The organism is Paenibacillus rhizovicinus, assembly GCF_010365285.1.
Lineage (GTDB): Bacteria > Bacillota > Bacilli > Paenibacillales > Paenibacillaceae > Paenibacillus_Z > Paenibacillus_Z rhizovicinus.
In genome coordinates, this window is sequence record NZ_CP048286.1 from 2,643,456 (window position 1) to 2,662,809 (window position 19,354).

Sequence of the window (19,354 nt, forward strand, 5' to 3'; positions counted from 1 at the left end):
ATATCACCTCACTTAATCTTCAGAATAAATTCGTTAGATAACTTCTCAAAATATTCAGCTTGCTTTTTTGCATTGGAATTCGATCTTGGTAAATATTCATGAGCGTATATAGGTAAGTTTACGGAACCTGCAACCGATATTCCATCCCCATCTGTAATAAATTCGCTAAATACAAAGCTAGGGTGCTGCGATTGAATAGACGTCAGAGTTTCTTGGTGCGTTCGTTTTGGACCACCTCCATATTCATCCACCATATTGAAGATAATCCCCCCAAACTGGGTATCATTATATAGTTCTCCATACTCGGCATATTGATGCATGTTTCTAAAATCTGTATTGAATTTTTCCATGTAATCGCGAATTAGTGATATTCCTGTGGTTGATAAGAAATCAGGGATTGCTGGAACAACGAAATAATTACTTGCATAAAAGGCGTTCTGTGTAACAAGGTTTACGTTTGGTGGGCAATCGAGCAAAACATAATCATAATCATCAGCAACTTGATCGATTACTCTTTTTAATATTGCTAGCTTTTCAATTTCAAAACTCGTTTCCTCTTTGTGATCTCTACCTGATTTTCTGGATCTAGCCAAACGAAGATCCAAAAGAACTAATTCTTGATGAGATAAAACCATATGTACATTTGTATATACTTTACCCGGACGACTGTTAACTACTTTATTTTGGATAACCATTTTAGCGTCAATTTCAGTATCACTGAAATAAGCATCAAATACAGACTTTAAAGAGTGTACGCCTTGGTTATAAACTTTATCTACATAAGATTCAATACCCAGTGCCACAAAGGAAAGATTACATTGAGGGTCTAAATCAATTAATAGGACCCTTTTGTTATGGAACTTATTTAACGCAATTCCCAGTTGTAACGTAAGTGTAGTTTTTCCTACGCCGCCTTTCCAATTTATCATGCTTACTACAGTTGGCATCATGATCGTCTCCTTAAGAGTAATAATTTCCCATAATTTAGATTACTCCTTTTGACGTGGTTCTTCCATACTAATTTATTCATAATCAACGCTTAGAAAATTAAAAGAACGATTGTTCCACATGTACTATTCCTGCCGGTGCTTTCTCAGTCAGAACCCCCTGTTCGTATTCAAAAACTGTTATTTATTATCTAGAAGGTCTTTGTCGTTATTATCGCAACAAGGCGTAAGGAATGTTTCTCCGTGCTTTCAATAACGACAAAGATTAGAGCCGCCCTGTTAGGACGGCTCTTCCAAATCGCACATTAAGATTATGCGGTATGAAGAAAAACAGCAATATATTGATAATCAACATAAAAATCATTGCCTCGATTAACTAACATGCCATATTGTTCTTTTCTTCGCACGATTAAACCAACGCCTGAAAACAAAAAATCTTTATGGTTTTGTACGAGAATTTTCAAATCTTCAAAGTAACCTCTGAAGTTAACTGGGGCATTATCAAAGAAGAATTCTTCGAAATAGACCAAAAAGTTATAATCTCCATCTCGTAATTCGAGGATAACCCTTCTGTCGTCCACTTCAATATTTTGGATGTAGCCTTCAAGACTTCTAGTCCAACCCACGTCCTCATCAGTCAAATTAATTAGTGACCGATTTCTAACAGAAGGTTCCTTAACATTATTCTCGCCACTTGCCAAATCAGCATTTGGACCTGTTGTTGGGACAATGTTCAGAGCAGAACCCTCTCCAGAATTAGGATCTACTGTTGGTCTAGGCTTTTTATTGTTGCTGGTTTTCGGCTTGTCTGTCCCTGATTCTTGTTCTCTTCTCTTTTTCTTCAAGTTATCAAGCACATTTTTTACGTGTTTATCACTTAGTTCCATTGTAGAAGTAGCAACCGATTTTTGCTTGTTTGCTGTTGCTACTCTCTCAAAGTAGTCCAAGCAATCTTGCAGATGGTCTTCTTTCGGCCACGTTTTAAAGTGAGCTCTCACTTTTCCTTTCGGCACATACGACAGCCTTGCCGTGCAACCTTGATAGGTACAATGCAAATTATTTTTGACATCAAGAAAATTTGCATGTTGTTCGATGTTATTAACTGTTACTAATTCTTCTTCGTTATTTTGTCTGTATATAGCCTCGTATATTGGCATTTAACCAGCCCTTCCTGTTTTTATTGGGACAGGAAGACTTTCGCTCTATGTACTAACCTCCCAGCTTTTTGCCACTCTACAAACCCGCCTCATCATTTTCGGAACAAAAAGACGAACACATTGTGAACATATTGTCATAATATCATTTTGTTCTTGTCTAGCAATCTAGCATCTGATACTATGAATTCATCGCGAAAAAGAACGGATAAGCATTTGTAGTACACAATGTCCCCACATTGAGTGCTACTGAGCGGACAAGTTGAAAAACTCTGTCCCATTTTTATTGTATATTCTTCCTATTACGTAAGTCAAAAGGGCTAGAGTCGCTATTAGGCGATTTTAGCCCTTTTTCGTCTGTTTTTCCCGAAATTAGGGACAAATACCCTCTCAATCTTATTCTAACTCGTTAGCACTCGTTTTTATTGAGTGCTAACAAAACATTTTGAAAATTTCGTCCTACTTGTGATACGGTTCAGCTTATCAAATATAAAAGGTCTCTACCCAAATTGGAGAGACCTTTTATTCACCGTTACATCTCTTAATTTTTAACTGTGCAGTCTCTAAATAGTCGTCTTACGCCCCCTTCGACATGCACCGTTTCAAAAAGCTTTACGTCACTTGGCTTTAACTCCACTCGCCCTCACTTTCCTGTTTCAACCTGAGCAAAAATTGTCGTCCTACCAATTGGAGTAAAATCGGAGGTACCTCGGAGAAAATCGGGATAATACGAGCAATTAGAGTCGTGTTTAAAAACAGGGGAGGGAATAGGGTAGAAAAGAGCCGAGGAACACAGGAATGGATACCTGAGTTTCGCTCGGCTTTTTGATGCGACTTTATAAGCCTTAACACGACTTTTTAGGCTTTAGGTCAACTTTTTTGAGATATTCACATTATCTTCTCTTACGAGTAGTGAACAACACTCCACATGAACCGTATGTGGAAACATATCCACCGGCGTCACCTCAACCGTCCGATACCCGCCATCCTCCAACACGCGCAGATCCCGCGCCAACGTCGACGGATTACACGACACGTACACCACCCGCTCCGGCTGCATCGCCAGAATCGTCTCCAGCAGCGCCTCGTCGCACCCTTTGCGCGGCGGATCGACGACGATTACGTCGGGCACGATGCCCTCCTGCCGCCAGTGCGGGATGACAACTTCGGCTGGGCCGGCTTCGAACGATGCGTTCTCGATGCCGTTCAGCGCCGCATTCCGTTTCGCGTCCTCGATCGCTTCCGGCACGATTTCCACGCCGTGAACATGCCCGGCTCCGCGAGCCAGGAACAGCGATATCGTGCCGATGCCGCAGTAGGCATCGATCACTTGCTCGCTGCCGGTCAGCCCCGCATACTCCACCGCCTTGCGGTACAATTCCACCGTCTGAACCGGGTTCACTTGGTAGAACGAGCGCGCAGATATCGCGAAGCGGATGCCGTCGAGCTCGTCGTAGATGACCTCGCTGCCCCATAGGACGCGGGTCTCATCGCCGAAGATCACGTTCGTATCGCGCTTGTTGATATTCTGCACGATGCTCGTCACGCCTGGAATCTCCGCGCGAATGCGCTCAATCCATTGCTCCACGTTCGGGATGCGCGGCCCGTTCGTGATCAGCACGATCATCGCTTCACCAGTGACGAAGCCGACGCGAGCCATGACATGGCGCAGCAAGCCGCGGCCGGTTTCCTCGTTATAGGCGACGATGCCGAGCTCGCGGCCGATCGCCTTCACGCGGGCGACGATGTCGTCGTTGCTGTTATGCTGGATCAGGCACTCGTCCATGTCGATGATCCGATGGCTGCCGCGCGCATAGAAGCCGCCAATGAGGTGCTCGCCGTTCAAATCCGGTTGAGGCAAGCCATCCTTGCCGCTGATCGAACCGCTGATGGCCATGCCCATCGGCACGGATGCCTTGTTCCGGTAGCGCCATGGCTCGTCCATGCCGATTGTCGGATGCACGATAATCGCGTCATGCGACGTGTTCGACGCACTCTCTTTCGCACCGTCTTCGTTCCCGCCGCCCGTGCTCTCTTGCACGCCATCCCCCGCAACCCGCAGCTTCCCGATCCGCTCCAAGCTGTCCACCACATGCTGCCGCTTCCACTTCAGCTGCGCCGCATAGTCCATATGCTGCAGCTGGCATCCGCCGCACTGCTTATAGATCGCGCAAGGCGCTTCGACGCGGTCCGGGCTCGGCGCGACGATCTCCGCCAGACGCGCGTACCCGTACGTCTTCTTCACTTTCATCACCCGTGCGCGCACGGTCTCGCCCGGAAGCGCACCTTGAACAAAAAGGGTAAAGCCGTCTGCACGGCCTACCCCTTCGCCTTCATGCGTCAAGCCGATGATCTCGACGGTGACGTCATCGTTCTTATTCACCGGCGCCGTCCCGGACACGCTGCCAGCACTTTTCGCGCCACCCTTGCGCTCCTCGCGAGCCCCCGCCGTTTTGTTTCCATTGCCGTGCTGTTTACCTCTGAACTTGCTCATATGCCAATACCCGCTCCAACGCCGCGCGCCAACTAACGCGGGCTTTATTTATCTTGGTTTATCCTTGCTTGCTCATTATTTATAAGTAGAAATGCCCGCTTCATCGACGAAAATATTCAAATGCGACGGCAGTACCGTGAACGTGCACGGCAGCGTGCCGCCGTACTCGCCATCGAGGTTCAATTGCACGTAATCCGGCGTCGTGACGGTAATCTCGTTCGTCTGGAAACTGACCACATGCGGATCGTTGAGATGCTCGCCGCGCAGTGCCAGCGATGCCAGGCGTATGAACTCGCCCAGGTTGCACTTCTTCAGGATGACGACATCGAACATGCCGTCATTGAGACTCGCGTCGGGCGCCAGCTTCTCGAAGCCGCCGACGGAGTTGCTGTTGCAGATGAGGAATAACATGATTTCTTCATGGATTTCGCCGATTTCCTTCGCCTGGATGCGCAGCTCGGTCGGGCGCAGACGGGTCATTTTCTCCAGACCCTTCATATAATAGGCCAACTGCCCGATCATCGTCTTCAGCTTGCTCGGCACTTCGTACGTCAGCTCGGTCAGCGAGCCGCCGCCGGCGATATTAATGAAGAACCGGTTGTTCGCGCGCCCGAGGTCGATCGGCTTCGAATACTGCTGAATAATGAGGTCGCACGCATATTCCCAATGCTTCGGAATGCCAAGCGCCCTAGCGAAATCATTCGTCGTGCCCAGAGGCAAAATCCCGAGCGGCGGACGATTGTCCTTCTCCGCCAAGCCGTTAATAATCTCATATAGCGTGCCGTCGCCGCCCGCCGCGATGATGATATCGAAGCCGCGATCCGCCGCTTCCGCTGCCGCGAGCGTCGCATCGCCTTCGCTCACGGTCGCGTGACAGCTGGTTTCGATGCCTCCGCGCTCCAGCCGCTGCAGAATGTCCGGCAGCCTCTTCTTAATCTCCTCCCGACCTGATGTCGGGTTATAAATCAGTCTTGCCCGTTTATTCGTCACGTTCCTACCTCCGCACATCCGTACATTCAGGCCGACAAGCCCAGTTCGACGAGAACCGCATCCTTCTTACCATTGTACCTGTCTGCTCGTGAGCATTCGACTTGAGCCATCCATTCGTTCGTTCAAGCTCAACCGTCCGAACCTCCTAAGAAGCAGAACGCACATCTCCAAACGGAGTAGCGCGGGGGCGAATGCCCCTTCTCACAACCGCCGGTTACCGTGATTACCCGCCGATCGCGTCGTCCAACCTGCCTGCCGTAGCCCGTTTCTCGATCTCTTGCACTAATGCTTACTATACACCAATGCGGCTAACTTCCCAAACGTTCGCCGTCATCCGGACCTAACCTTGTCAGCCAGTGGAAAATTTGCCGTTCCATCCACTCCGCAATGCGCGGACTAGGCAGCAATGCCCGGCCATTATACCGGTAAGCAAGCCCATCAAGCCGCTTCGGAATGACCGTCCGGGTAAAATACCCCTCGCTCAGAAACAGCGGCACGACGATGAACGCATCGTCCGGATACCGCTGCTGCAGCGCGCGCAGCTTGCCCGCCGCCTGATCCGGCAGCAGCAGCGCGATGTCCGCGCCGGCAAAGCCGCCTAGCGCACGAAGACGTCCGGCAAGCCGCGTCATCCCGCTCAGCCAGCGCTCATGAAACACCGGCTCGCCCGATCCATGCGCGACCAGCAGCAATCGCTCCCGCGCAGGCGTCTCCGACAGCGACGCGATATTGTCCAGCAGCAGCCCGGCAATACCGCCGCGGCCAGCTCCAGCATCGCCCGCTTTACCAGCTTCGCCGCCATGCCCAGCCTCACGACCCGTGCCGACATCGTCACCGTCGTCATCGATCGGCACTCCCATGTGCACGGTCATCCCCGCGGGGATGCGGAACGGCTCCAGCTCGCCTCGCCGCGCAGCCGACACCGGCGCAACGCCGAAAGCCTGCGCGATGTCGTCCGCATGCGTGCTTCCGGACGACACAAAAAGCGGAAGGACGTATAGCTCCTCCACGCCTTCCGCTGCTAATGTATCGATACCGTCCTGAATCAGACGGCCTTCCACGATTTCAAGAAACGCCGACACGACCGGAACCGCAATCCCGTTCGCTCCCCGATTCGCGCATGTCTGCGATGCGGCGACCGCGGCGACGGTGTCATCGACGAGACGCACCCAGTCCGCTTCGCGCGAACCGTGGCTTATGACTAGAATCCCCGGCTTCATGCGATTAACGTCCGGAGCGCTCCAGCGCCATTTTGTAACCGTCGTTGCCGTAGTTGAGGCACCGTTTCACGCGCGAGATCGTCGCCGTGCTTGCGCCGGTTTCCGCTTCGATTTGATTATACGTTGCGCCTTTGCCCAACATGCGCGCGACTTCAAGCCGCTGGGACAAGGATTGGATTTCGTTCACCGTGCACAGGTCGTCGAAGAAAATATAGCATTCCTCGACCGTCTTCAGCGTCAATACCGCTTCGAACAATTGGTCGACCGTCTTATCGTTCAGCTTCTTCAGTTGCATTGTCCGCACACTCCTACCTTGACTATTAAGGTTTAGTTTACTGCTTTCATCATCAATATTCAAGCGTTACCGTTGCGGCGCTTTACAGATTAGCAGAGCCACAGCGGCCCTTGCCCCCCTGTATTCACCCAAAATATTTCCGCTAAGCGGGCATTCGTCCAATCCGCATAGTCACTTATCCCATAGACTGCTAGCAAAACGTTGAAAAAGGTTGTGATCTGCGTGAAATATCGCTACGATCCGTCCGTCAGAAGCTTCCAGCAGCCCCTCGGCGGCCAAGGTCAAGGCCCGCAAAACTTAGGAAACGGCCCTTTTCCCGGCATTTCCGATCCCTTCATGGGCATGAACAAGAGCATCGGCATAAATACGCCCGTTCCTTTCGATACCGCCGAATTCTCGAGCGGCGTTCCAAGCATTACCATCCAGCCGGCTTCCATGCAGCAGATCATCCCCCTGCCGGAATCCAATTCCACCTCGCTGACGGCAGCGCCGGCACAGGCGGCGGAAGCGAAGGCAGACGCGAAGGACGGGAAGGATGGAAAAGGCGGCTTCAATCTAGGGAACAGCTTGTCGGATCTCAAAGGCGTCGTTGACCGCATGGGCGGCCTCGACGGCATCGTCACGACGATGACGAAGGTCCAGAAGGTCGTCGGCAGCATCACTCAGATGGCGCCGCTGATCAAAGTGCTCGCCGGTTCCTTCGGGAAGAAGGGCGCCTCCGCCACCATTGCGGAAGACGACGACAGCACGCCGAGACCGAGGCCGCGCAAGAAGAAAGGCCGCAAGCCCGTCGCGGGCAAAAGCATTCCGTTGAACGGAACGAAGCGCAAACGCCCGCGTCCGCGCAGGTAAACGTACCCGGCCCGGAGTGCAATAAGAAGAAGCCTTGAGCATGCGCAGCAGCGCAGCCAAGGCTTCTTTGTGTTCCATCTTGTTGTTCTCAGACAGCCGACTTCTCAGACAGCCGACAGCAGACGAACCGAACCGTCCGCTATCAAGCAGCCGTTCCTTACAGGAACAACGCAATCACTTGATAAATCAATGCCGCCAAGATCATCGTGATCGGAATCGTGATGATCCACGAGATGATGATCCGTCCCGCGAGATCCCATTTGACGGCCGAGAAGCGCTTCGCGCTGCCCACGCCGAGAATCGCCGAGGTGATGACATGCGTCGTGCTGACAGGCAGCTTCGTCAAGGTCGCGGTGAAGATAACCGACGCGGACGTGATGTCCGCCGCAAAGCCGTTGATCGGCTCGATTTTGAAAATTTTCGTCCCCATCGTCTTGATGATTTTCCAGCCGCCGATGGAGGTACCGAGCGCCATCGCCGTCGCCGCGGAGACTTTGACCCACAGCGGGATGTGATCCGTCGAATCCTGCACGTTCGCCGTAACGAGCGCGAAGGTGATGATCCCCATCGCTTTCTGCGCATCGTTCGTGCCGTGCGTGAACGATTGGAAGGCAGCGGTCAGAATCTGGCCGGAACGGAACACTTTGTTGACATGATGGGGACTTGATTTCGCGAAGATCTGCTTCAAGATCCACATCACGATGAATCCCCCGGCGAACGCGATCAACGGGGAGAAAATAAGTCCTTTAATAATATCGGTGAAGCCGCTGGCGTTAACGGCTTTGAAGCCGGCCGAGCTTACGACCGCGCCGGTCATGGAACCGATCAAGGCATGCGAGGAGGACGACGGAATGCCCAGCCACCATGTCACGAGGTTCCATGCGATAGCCCCGATGAGCGTCGCCACGATGACCTGCACCCCATGCTCGAGGATGCGCGGATCGGCGATTTTGCCCCCGATCGTCTTCGCCACCCCGGTAAACATGACCGCGCCGAGGAAATTCATCATGGAAGCCAGGATAATGGCCATCCGCGGCGATAAGGCCCGCGTGGACACCGTCGTCGCGATCGCGTTTGCGGTATCGTGAAATCCGTTAATAAAGTCAAAAGCCAATGCAAGAAAGATAACGACGCCGACCCAAATATACGTGTCCATGCTCATAACCGCTCGTCCCCGTCTCCTTAGCTGTTACGCATAATGATGGTTTCGAGTGTGTTGGCGACGTCTTCGCAATAGTCGGTCGTTTGCTCCAGGCGCTCATAGACTTCTTTGCGCTTGATCAGCTCGATCGGGTCCTTCACGTTGGCGAACAAGCTCTTCACGCTGACGCGCAGCAGATCGTCGGCTTGATTCTCCAGCTCGTTGATTTGGATGGAAGGCTCGCGCATCGCCAGCAGCTTCTTCTCCGACAACAGGTAGATCGCTTTCTTGATCTGTTGGGCGCAGCGAAGGATGTTCTCCGCGAACAACGTGATGTACTCGTCCGGTTCCGTAATATTGTACATCTCGAAACGCGACGCGCAGGCCTCGATGCCGTCCAGCACATCGTCGAGCGAGCCCGTCAGTCTCATGATGTCGTCGCGTTCGATCGGCGTGATGAAGGTTTTATTGAGCTCCGTCAAAATCGTATGTACGTGACGATCGCATTTGCTTTCGTATTCTTTCATATCTCTTGCAAATTTCGTGGCATCCGTGATTTTGGATACGTTTTGCTGAAAATAAAGCACGCCTTCCAGAATCGTGTCCGCCATTGCTTCGAACGTGTTGAAGAATACATCGTTTTTCTTCTTGAACATAACTATCCCCTTCGCCATCTTGCTCAGTTGGTTGTCGGTTATTTTTTGCCAAAAAGCACATTTAACCGACAATATCTTAACATAGTTTACACGGCAATTGTTAAGCGATTGTAAAGGTTTTATGACTTTCAAAAAAATTTCTTCATAAATGTCGATTTGCGGACGTCTAACGGTCGACGTTCCTAGTCTTTTCCCCGATGGCGGATTTTAACCGACCCGGCGCAAATTAATAAAAGCCGGAAGCACTTGGCTTCCGGCTTTGCCGTAATGGCGGATCCGTAACGTCTATTGCTGCGCCGGCGCTCCGAGCTTCACATGACTCTCGAACGTTTGCGAGAGCGGAACGATGTGGTAGAACGTGCGGCCCGGCACGAACGGCAGCTCCTGCCCGTCCTTCATCAACCGGATGACGCCGTCGGAGCTTCTGACCCATTCGCAGTCGACCGCTTTGCCGAGTTCGATCAGGATGGCGGGACCTCCGGATTCCAGATCGACCTCGAGCCGGCCGTAATCGTCGTACGTCTTATGCTTCGCGCCGAGCACGACGAGATTCGTCGCGGTCAGCTGCGCTTTGGACTCGAGATCCGTATGCGGCTTGCCGTTGATGAAGCGGTTGTACAGCTTCGTGGCCGAATCGTAGGTATACGAAACGGCATAATCCTTCAGCAGAAAATGCAGCTCCACCTGCGTCGCGTCCTTGCCGCCCGACGTTGCGCCGGCTTCGGACCAGGGGTAGGTCGGAATATCGACGGTCTCGGCGTACTTCTTCTTCTCGGCTCCGGCGCGCAGCTTCTCCAAGTTGGAATACAGGTTATGCGGCGGCTTGCGGAACGATTCGCGGTAGAAGTAGGCGCCGGCATTCGAGATCTCGTCGAGGTAATCCTTGTTGTGATGCTGCAGCAGATCGTAGGCGTCCGTGCTGGCTCCGGCATGCGCCAGCACCGCGTGGTACGCCTCGCCGATCCGGATCAAATACGGCCGGTTGCTGCGGATCGGACCGATCGGAGACGTCGATTCCGTGCTTTGGAATACGGCGACCAGCCGCGTAATGCCGCCCTCCGCGAGCACTTCCCAGACCATGTCGGCGTTCGGCAGACCCGATTGCGGACGCGCCGCGCTGAAATTGTTGACCATGACCGCGATGGGGCGGCGAGCGGCTTCATGATCCTGCGGCAAGCCCGTCAGCGGCGCGATGAATTGAGGCGGGTCGACGGCCGGGGGATCGATTGGCTCCGGCTCCGTCGCCACCGGCGCCGCAGGCGTATTCCCGGCCGGAGGCGCCGCGTTGCCCGTGTCCAGCTTCTTGTCGTCGTTGCAGCCTGTCATGATCAGCAGCATGGCGGCCACTGCCAGCACGATGCCGAAACGAAACGCGAATAGCCTGTTTGTCCGTCGTTTGCGCAAGATAGCAACCCACCTTTTGTCGAATTCGATAGGAAAATACTCTCTATCCATTAAACCACACCAAGCGAGGGATTGTCTTCCATCCGCGTCCGTTCTATTTCAGCTTCACTTCAAACGGCTGTTCGATCCAGGAGGGATAGTTCACGATCGGGAACGTCAGCGGGTTCGTGAACGGCTTATCCAGCTTGGCTTCGAAAGTCGTGATGACCTCGTCCTCGTCCGCGCCGTTATCGGTCGATGTCCGCAGGCTGCCGAATTGAAATTCAGTTCCCGCCGCGTCATGGAACGCCCCGTCGACGATCGTGAAGTTGAAGTTGTCGCGGTCGCGATTCGTCTTCACGCCGAGCTTCACCGTGTAGACATCCGCGCCGGTTTTCTCGGCGGCGATGAACCTCACCCGGTCATCCGGCGACTTCACGAGCCGCTGCTGCCCGAGATCGAGCGCGAGCTCTAGCTTCGACTTGTCTAACGCCATGATCTTGCTGCCGATCAGCGTCAGATGCTTCGGTTTCGCGAAGAAGGCACTCTCGAACTGGAGCTTCATCTTGTCCGGCGACACCTGCGTCGAACCATAGCTGCGCAGCACTTCGCCAGTGTCCGTCACGATTCGCAGGTCGCTCAGCGAGAACAGCTTCATGCTGTTCGCCTCGTCGAAGGCCACGTCGACGGTGATGCTGGTGGGATGAACGACCGCTTGCGCGAACCGCATCCGCTGCCCTTGGACGGTCACGGTCTGCGCGAGCGGAATCGTTTCCTTCATGTCCGCGAACCGCGCTTTATCGATTGGAATGACGACGTTCCACGTCTTCTCCTCCGGGTATCCCATCAGCTTCACGCTCATCCTCACGCGTTCGGGCATGGCATGCCCCGCCGAGATGCTGACGTCCATCCGCTCTTGAAACGCCTTCTTCGGCTTACCGGACGTATCCACAGCTCCGAAACTGATAGAGACCGGCAGCGCCTCGCCCGTATCCGCGTCGTACATGCGAGGTTCTTCGTACGGGACATAGCTTGCCGCCGAAGGGAGTTTCACCGTATAGAACACGTTCAACCGCGTGTCGTCCGCGATGATCCCTTTGACCGCGAACGTCACGCCGTCGTGACTGTCGCCGGCATCCACGGGTTGCACGTAATCGTTGCTCACCGCGCCTTCGAGCCCTTGATCTCCCGCAACGAGCGAAACGATGCCCGACAAGCCGGGCAGTCCGGCTACCGCCGAGGCGAAGGCCGGAGAGACCCGGACCATGCCGAGTAAGAGCGCGATGATCACTGCCGCGGAAGCCGCTATCATCGCTCGTCTCGAGCGGCGTCTCGTAGTCCGTCTCGCCCGCAGCATGCCGCGCAGCACCGCTTCGTCCACGCCGTTCGGCAGCGGAGCCGCATCCCATGCCGCTTGCTCGCTCGCCAGCCCCGCTTCGACCGCATGCTCATGCTCTGGCAAAATCATGGCTTCCCTCCTCTCCAAGTTCCCCTCGCAGGGCGACCAGCGCTTTGTGCAGCCGCGTCTTGACCGTGCCTAACGGGCATTCCAGAATCGCCGAGACTTCGGTCAGCGTCAGCTGCTGATAATACTTCAGAATGATGATTTCCTTCTGTTCCCGAGGCAGCCCGTCCACGAGCTCGCGCAGGCTTATCCGCGTATCGCTAGCGTCGGCGAAGGCTCCTGCAGTCCCTTCTATCTCCGTCGAGAACCGGATATCCTTCCCCTTCCGCTTGCGTCCGCGAAACTCGTCCGCGCACACGTTCAAGAGAATCCGTACGATCCAGGTATGGAAGTAGGACGGCTCCTTCAGTTTCCGGAAGCTCTTGTAAGCCCGAAACGTCGCCTCCTGCAGCGCCTCCAGCGCATCGGCCTCGCGATGAAGGTAGGCCAGCGCGATCCGGTACAGCCGCTCCTTGCTGCCGTCCATCAGCAGCAGGAACGCATCGCCGTTCCCGGTCTCGGCGTTCGCCGTTTTCTTGGTCGTATCCAGATTCAGTACCTCCCGCCCTGCTTTAATGACTATTAGACGCCATAGGGGGCCAAACGGTTTTCGCATCGTATACGAATTCCCGCGCATGGCATACTATTCCTAAAACCTGCCGAGGGAGGCGCTTCTATGCAAGCCTTGCTCCACTGGATCGGCGATCATTGGCTGTCTGTCAGCGTCGCGTGCCTGGCCTTGATCGCGGTCGCGTACGTCACGAACAAGCGCAAGACGTTATTCTACAAAGAGTAGCTCCGTTCGCTCCGGCGAAAACAGTAAAACCCGATCGCCGCGCGCCATGTCTGAAGCGCGTCCGCCGATCGGGTTTTTATTTGCCTAAGCCTGATTGTGCTGCTCGCCTTGCTGTTGCGCCTCGGTCAGCAACGGCAGCTCGATGGTGACCGTCGTGCCCACGTCGACGACGCTGTCGAGCCGGAATATGCCGCCGTGCAGCTCCACGATTTCCTTGCAGATGGCAAGCCCGAGCCCGCTGCCCGAGCGCTGGCTGGAGCCTTTATAGAACTTCTCCGTCACGTGCGGCAGGTCCTCGGGAGGAATGCCGCAGCCCGTATCCCGGATCGACATGCGGGCCAGACCGTCTTCCCGCCCCGCATGCACGTGGATGGACCCGCCTTTCGGCGTAAACTTAAGCGCGTTGTCGAGCACGTTGATGAACACCTGCTTCATCCGGTCGGCATCGACCTTCGTCAGCAGCTGCGCATCGCTGATCTCGCCTTGGATAGCGACGCTTTCCCGCTGCCCGCGCGCCTCGAACTGACGCAGCGTCTCCCCCAGCGTCTTGCGGATATCCAGCATTTCGGGATGGAGCACGATGCTCTTGGCGTACAGTTTGGAGAAATCGAGCAGATCCTCCACAAGTCCGGACAGCCGTTCCGTCTCGCGGTCGATGATCGCTAAGCCCAAATTCAGCTCCTCCACGTCCGACGGGTCGCCGGAAGCCAGCGTTTCGCTCCAGCCCTTGATGGACGTCAGCGGCGTTCGCAGCTCGTGGGAGATGGAAGAGATGAAATCCTCCTTCAGCTTCTCCCTGCGCGTCAGCTCCGATGCCATCGTGTTCAGCGTATCCGCCAGCCGGCCGATCTCGTCGCGGTCGTTCAGCGCGGCCCTGCGGCTCCAGTCGCCTTCGGCCATCTTCTCCGCGACCTTCGTCAGATTGCGAATCGGTCTCGCGATCCGGTTCGCGATCAGCACGCTCATCATGAAGAACAGCAGGACGACGATCAAGCCGACCAGCAGCGTCAGCCACAAAATATTTTGAATGATTCGGTCCAGCGTCACGAGCGACGCCGTATAGCGGAACATCGCCGTCACGCGGTCGCCTACCTTGACGGGCAGCGTAACCGCGATAATCCGCTCGTTCGTGATCGGATCCCGGCCGCGCCAAATGCCCCGGTCATGCGCCATGGCCGTACGGACATCCGGCGTATCGATCGCGACGCCTTCGCCCCCGAAGCCTTCGCTGTCGACAACGAGCTCGCCGGAGCCGGTGAGCAGCTGCAGATGCGCCGTGCCGTCGGCCATATTTTGCATCATGTAGCGCGCCTTCTCCTTCATCGGCTCGTCCGCGATCATCCGGTCGTGCAGCACGGCTTCCGTCTGCGCGCGCTGCAGCACGGAGCTGACCGCGCTGGAGTAGTAATAGTTCCAGACGAGCGTGCCGAAGAGGGAGCCGAGCATGACGACGACGAGCACGATCAGCACCCCGTAGCTCCAGACGATCCGGGTGCGGAGGCTCATAAGCCCCCGCTGCGGTTCCAGCGGTAACCGTAGCCCCAGAGCGTCTCGATATGCTTCGGATCGGACGGTTTAATCTCGATCTTCTGCCGAATGCGCCGAATATTCACGTCGACGATTTTCAAGTCCCCCACATAATGGCGGCCCCAGACCGCATTCAAAATATCGTCCCGGCTCAGTCCTTCTCCCTCCCGCTCCATCAGCAGCTTCATGAGCGTCCACTCCGTCGGGGTCAGCACGATCTCGACGCCGTCCTTCCACAGACGCCGCTCCGCCGCGGACAAGAGGAAGGGGCCCGAGTCGATATCGCCGGCCCGTGCCGGGCGATGGTAGGGACGGGCAACGGCGCGGTCGAACGAAGGCTGCGCGCCGCCGGCGTCCGGGCTGGCTGCGCCGCCGATCTGAGGCACGGCCAGCGTATCGGACGTGCAGGATGCGCCGGCGTCCGGTTGTCCGGGATTGCCGTCGTGCCGGCCGGCGGCCGCGGCGCTGCCGGGCAATCCCGACGAACCGGCGCCTTGGCCGGCGTTCGCGGCCGTGTCGAGTCCCGCGGCGTTAGCGGCTGCGCCGGATGGCACGCCGTCAGGCCTGTCAGGCTGCAGTCCATGCGAACCGCCGGCATCGCGGCCGGTGTTCGCCGGCGCGCCGCCGTTCCCGGCGCGCTCCGCCGCGTAAGCTCCAACGCCAGCGCCGGTGCCCACGTCGGCGCTAGCCGCATTCGGCGCCGCCTGTCCCGCTGCTTCGACGGAATTACCAGCATGACCTGCTTGCCATCCGGCCGCCCCCTCTGAAGCATGCGGTGATAGTCCGGTCCGTTCGGGAGTAACAGTCTCGGCACCGGGGCCTGCTGCCGCTTGAGCATCAACCGCGGCAGCGGCACCCGGCGCGTTCAGACCGGCTTCGCCCGCGCTCGCCGATCCGTCAACGCCTGCTTGCTCCTCGCCGTACGGCATCATGCGCCGCTTCAGCGCGTTCAACCGCGCGATCAGCTCGCCCGGGCTGAACGGCTTTTGCACATAATCGTCGGCCCCTAGCTCCAGCCCCCGGATTTTGTCCTCTTCTTGGGACTTGGCCGTCAGCATGATAATGCCCATGCGCGGGAACAATTGGCGCAGCTGCTCGCATACCTCAAAGCCGCTGATCGTGGGCAGCATCACGTCGAGCAAGGCGATATCGAAAGGAGGAACTGCCGATTTCGCCAGCTCTAGCGCAGTCTCCCCATCCTCGGCCTCCGTAACCTCCATGCCGTTGCGTTTTAAATTAATGCGGACAAAACCGCGAATTGCCTCTTCGTCCTCCAAAAATAATACCCGCATGCGGCTGTCCCCCCTTTCGAACCTTTGTCGTCCTGGCTCTCTCGCTCTGTCTCTGACTCTATCTATGGCAGCAGTTTAAACAAATGCTTCATTGCATCTTCGTCCGGCGGGAAAATCCCTTGCACCGAGGTCTGTGCGTCCACGTCCTCCGACAGCTTGTCGTGCCATACGGCGTAATAGACAAGCCCGTCTCCCCGGCCAAGCTCCAGATAACGGCTGTCCGCATCCCGCAGCTTCCCTTCCCGGCCGCCCCAATCGGCAATCGGCACGGTCCGTACGGTTAATATTTCCTTCTGCACGCCCGTCGCCCCGTCGTAGGCATCCAACGCGATATCGCCTCTTCCGCCGTCGCTCGGACGTCTGAAGGTATAACCGCTCCACGTTACCGGAATTTGGATCGCATAGTCGCCGTCATAGTCGGCATAGCGGCTGCCCACTACGGCGAATCGGTCCACGCCGTTCCACTGCCGGTACTCTTCGATCCACAGCAAATCGCTGTACGGAACGCCTTCCGATTGACCCGGCGCTTCGCGAAGGACATGCACTTCAAGTATGCCGTCGCCGTTGGTATCTCCGCTCAGCACCGCATTCGCGTTCGTCTGCACGTTGTCGTCGCTCGACTGCGGCGGATAGATCTGAATGAGCTTGCCGCCTTCCCAGGCCATCATCGTCGAAGTCGAGGAGTTGGCGCCGATCGTGGCGTCCGTCACGACCCCGAATTTACCCGGCGCGATTCTGCCCAGCTTCGCTTGGATATACGCATTGACCGAACCGTCCAGCAGAGCGGAAGCCACCTTGCTTACGCCGTCCCCGTGGAACTGGTACATGCCGATGGAGGCGGCCATCTTGATCCGCTGCAGCAGGATTAAGCCGATTTCGGGACTGCCGTCGCCGTTGCCGTCGCCGATCCCCATGATGTCGTAGGGCAGCTCCGCGATCGGCTTCGGAATCGTCGTATGCTTCGTACCCGTAAACAGATGGTACAGGGTCAAAATATGCTGCGGTTCGCCGAATTGGTTCCAGCCGATCAGGAGCTCCGGCGTACCGTCGCGATCGAGATCCGCCACGCGAAGCACGTCAACCCCGTAAGCGGACGACTCCGCGAACGTAAACCGCTGCTGCCAGCCCGCTCCCGCCTGTTCGAGAACCATCACGTGCTGCGTGCCGTTCTCGTCGGCAAAGACGACATAGGCCTCCGGCTTCCCGTCGCCGTCGCCGTCCATTTGCAGAATCGACGAGTTGGAGCTCTCGTGCGTGACGACCGACAGCTTCGCCCTGACGGGCAGAATGCTGTCAAGCGCCGCAGCCAACGCGGCATTGCCCGGCGTGGACTTGGGCGTCATCAGCAAATCGGCCGGCGTCGTCGTGTATCGGCAGCCGGCGGTCGCCAGCAGACCGAGCAATCCTGCGAGAAGGAGCGCAGCCCGTATGTATGCTCGTCGTAATCGCAATCTTAGTTGCTCCTTCCCGAATTACTTCTTCTTCGCGGCAGCCTGCTTGTTACGCGCCTTGGCATCCAGCAGCTCGCTGACCGTGACGAAGGTGTAGCCTTTGGCCTGCAAATCTTTAATGACGAGCGGCAGCACCTTGACGGTGTTGCCGATATGCTTGCTTCCGAAGGAATGCATCAGAATAATGCCGCCGGGATGCGTGTTCTTGTTCACGTTCGCCCTCATGGCCGAAACCGTGCTGCCTTCCCAATCTCGCGTATCCACCGTCCAGAAAACGAGCGAACGCCCGTTATCCGCCACGATCTGCTTCAACAGCGGGGAAGAGGCTCCGAACGGCGCGCGCACCAGCTTTGGCACGAAGCCGACCTGCCGCTGAATTAAGGTATCCGTCCATTTAATTTGATTCAAAATAGCAGTGCTGTCAAGCTTCGACAAATTCGAATGCGAATAGGTATGATTGCCGATTTCGTGGCCTTCCTTCACGATTCGCTGCACGACGGGGCCATAGCGTTTCACCTGAATCCCGACCGTGAAGAAGGTGGCGTGGAGATGCTGCGCTTTCAAAATATCCAAAATCTCCGGCGTGTACCGGTTATCCGGTCCATCGTCGAACGTCAGCGCGACGAGCTTGGCGCCGCTCTTTCCTTGATAGGGCATCGCGGGCTCGGTCGGCTTGTCCAGCTTGACCGGCGGCGCAGCCGGCTTGGTCTGCGCCGGTGGCGTGTTCGGCTTGGACGGAGTCGACGCGGCCGCATCTGGCTTGGACGTCGTGGATGAGGACGAGCCAGGCTTGGCCGAAGAGGCCGACGACGAAGCCGGCTTGGACTGCGCCGGCTTATCGGTCGTTGTGTCCGGCTTCTTGGCCGCTGCATTGTCCGCGGACTTGTCTGTCGGCTGCTGCGATGGCTTGCCTGTCGAACTTGGCGTTTGGCCCGCCGCCGTACTGCCCTTGCCTCCCGCGTTCTGTTGACCTGCAGGATTGGTATCGGTACCGGCGGAACTGCTTCCTTGCGCCGGCGAGCCTGAAGCTGCGCCGGATTTGGTCGCCCCGGCTGCCGAAGTTTGGCCGCCGCCGGGCGTTTGACCAGCCCCGCCGCTTGCGCCGTTCGCATCGGCGTCAGACTCGCCGTTCGCCGCTCCTGCGGCATCAGCCTTGCTGCCCGCTGTTCCTGCGGCGCTGTTCGGCCCAGTCTTGCTGCCCGCAGAACCGCCGCCGGTACGAGCCTCGCCGGCATCGCCGCCTTCGGCGGCCCCGCTTGTCCCCGAGCTTCCCGAACCGGATTCGCCCAAATGCCCGTCGTCCGTTTTGCTTCCCGTATCCGACTTGCTTCCTGCACCGTCCTCGCCGGCGGGTACCGTCCCGCTCGAGCTAGGCGACGTATTGACCGTGCTGCCGAACCCGCGATCCGCCTTCACCCCGCAGCCGGCTGCGAGCAAGAGGCTTCCTATCATCATCGTTGCCAATATCGAACAGGCTAAACGCCCGATAAATCCCCATTTCCCCTTGAACCGCATGAAGTTGTCCTCCGAACTCTTACTCTTCTCTCTAGTAACTATACCCCAATCGTAATAGATTCGACCGATAGAGTCGTTACAAAGAAGTAACATCCGTCCGGAATCCGTTTCCATTCGCTAATTTTCACGCAAAAAAAGCCGTCCCTTCGTCATCGAATGACGTTCGGGACAGCTCATGAAGTTGATCAGGACAATGG

At 56.2% G+C, this 19,354-nt stretch carries 16 protein-coding genes and 1 pseudogene; 1 reads left to right on the forward strand and 16 read right to left on the reverse strand.

Translation table 11 applies throughout. The annotated features are described in order from the left end of the window. Positions 1 to 8 precede the first annotated feature (8 nt). From GZH47_RS11860 to GZH47_RS11885, 6 genes are all read right to left on the reverse strand, one after another. Complete coding sequence (locus GZH47_RS11860; protein WP_192043602.1) at positions 9 to 950, reverse strand: ParA family protein; 942 nt, start codon at positions 948 to 950, stop codon at positions 9 to 11. Between the two features lie 308 nt (positions 951 to 1,258). Then, a complete protein-coding gene (locus GZH47_RS11865) occupies positions 1,259 to 2,104 on the reverse strand; it encodes a hypothetical protein (protein ID WP_162640277.1) in 846 nt (281 codons plus the stop codon). Between the two features lie 862 nt (positions 2,105 to 2,966). Next, on the reverse strand, positions 2,967 to 4,595 hold the full coding sequence (rlmD, locus tag GZH47_RS11870; protein WP_162640278.1) for a 23S rRNA (uracil(1939)-C(5))-methyltransferase RlmD: 1,629 nt from the start codon (positions 4,593 to 4,595) through the stop codon (positions 2,967 to 2,969). Positions 4,596 to 4,670: 75 nt separating this feature from the next. Beyond that, complete coding sequence (locus GZH47_RS11875) at positions 4,671 to 5,603, reverse strand: diacylglycerol kinase (protein WP_162640279.1); 933 nt, start codon at positions 5,601 to 5,603, stop codon at positions 4,671 to 4,673. 290 nt (positions 5,604 to 5,893) lie between these two features. Beyond that, positions 5,894 to 6,805 carry a sirohydrochlorin chelatase gene (locus GZH47_RS11880; RefSeq protein WP_162640280.1) on the reverse strand — a complete coding sequence of 304 codons (912 nt, stop codon included), beginning with the start codon at positions 6,803 to 6,805 and terminating at the stop codon, positions 5,894 to 5,896. A gap of 4 nt (positions 6,806 to 6,809) precedes the next feature. Next, entirely contained in the window at positions 6,810 to 7,100 is a 291-nt protein-coding gene (locus GZH47_RS11885; protein ID WP_162355398.1) for a YerC/YecD family TrpR-related protein, read from the reverse strand. Positions 7,101 to 7,322: 222 nt separating this feature from the next. Between GZH47_RS11885 and GZH47_RS11890 the strand changes: the two genes are divergently transcribed. Continuing rightward, the gene (locus tag GZH47_RS11890) at positions 7,323 to 7,952 is read left to right on the forward strand and encodes a hypothetical protein (protein WP_162640281.1); all 630 of its coding nucleotides are present in this window, start codon (positions 7,323 to 7,325) and stop codon (positions 7,950 to 7,952) included. A 157-nt stretch (positions 7,953 to 8,109) separates the two neighbouring features. On the opposite strand, the gene GZH47_RS11895 is transcribed toward GZH47_RS11890, so the two are convergent. The 10 genes and pseudogenes from GZH47_RS11895 to GZH47_RS11940 form a co-directional block, all read right to left on the reverse strand. Next, positions 8,110 to 9,108, reverse strand: a complete 999-nt coding sequence (locus GZH47_RS11895; RefSeq protein ID WP_162645203.1) for an inorganic phosphate transporter — start codon at positions 9,106 to 9,108, stop codon at positions 8,110 to 8,112. A gap of 26 nt (positions 9,109 to 9,134) precedes the next feature. After that, positions 9,135 to 9,749: a DUF47 domain-containing protein gene (locus GZH47_RS11900; RefSeq protein WP_162640282.1), complete on the reverse strand. Its 615-nt coding sequence runs from the start codon at positions 9,747 to 9,749 to the stop codon at positions 9,135 to 9,137. A 285-nt stretch (positions 9,750 to 10,034) separates the two neighbouring features. Beyond that, positions 10,035 to 11,153 carry a DUF3048 domain-containing protein gene (locus GZH47_RS11905; protein ID WP_225446457.1) on the reverse strand — a complete coding sequence of 373 codons (1,119 nt, stop codon included), beginning with the start codon at positions 11,151 to 11,153 and terminating at the stop codon, positions 10,035 to 10,037. Between the two features lie 94 nt (positions 11,154 to 11,247). Continuing rightward, positions 11,248 to 12,600: a DUF4179 domain-containing protein gene (locus GZH47_RS11910; RefSeq protein WP_162640283.1), complete on the reverse strand. Its 1,353-nt coding sequence runs from the start codon at positions 12,598 to 12,600 to the stop codon at positions 11,248 to 11,250. Next, positions 12,581 to 13,192 carry a sigma-70 family RNA polymerase sigma factor gene (locus GZH47_RS11915; RefSeq protein ID WP_162640284.1) on the reverse strand — a complete coding sequence of 204 codons (612 nt, stop codon included), beginning with the start codon at positions 13,190 to 13,192 and terminating at the stop codon, positions 12,581 to 12,583. Before GZH47_RS11915 ends, GZH47_RS11910 begins: the two co-directional genes overlap by 20 nt. Before the next feature lie 264 nt (positions 13,193 to 13,456). Continuing rightward, a complete protein-coding gene (locus GZH47_RS11920) occupies positions 13,457 to 14,878 on the reverse strand; it encodes a sensor histidine kinase (protein ID WP_162640285.1) in 1,422 nt (473 codons plus the stop codon). Beyond that, entirely contained in the window at positions 14,875 to 15,831 is a 957-nt protein-coding gene (locus tag GZH47_RS34620; protein ID WP_404823805.1) for a winged helix-turn-helix domain-containing protein, read from the reverse strand. The genes GZH47_RS11920 and GZH47_RS34620 overlap by 4 nt, the downstream gene beginning before the upstream one ends. Continuing rightward, positions 15,808 to 16,191 (reverse strand): annotated as a pseudogene (locus GZH47_RS11930) (response regulator transcription factor); the annotation flags it as partial. The gene GZH47_RS34620 and the pseudogene GZH47_RS11930, both read right to left, overlap by 24 nt. Positions 16,192 to 16,253: 62 nt before the next feature. Continuing rightward, positions 16,254 to 17,642: an FG-GAP repeat domain-containing protein gene (locus tag GZH47_RS11935; protein ID WP_162640286.1), complete on the reverse strand. Its 1,389-nt coding sequence runs from the start codon at positions 17,640 to 17,642 to the stop codon at positions 16,254 to 16,256. Between the two features lie 21 nt (positions 17,643 to 17,663). After that, the gene (locus GZH47_RS11940) at positions 17,664 to 19,157 is read right to left on the reverse strand and encodes a polysaccharide deacetylase family protein (RefSeq protein WP_162640287.1); all 1,494 of its coding nucleotides are present in this window, start codon (positions 19,155 to 19,157) and stop codon (positions 17,664 to 17,666) included. Positions 19,158 to 19,354: the final 197 nt, after the last annotated feature.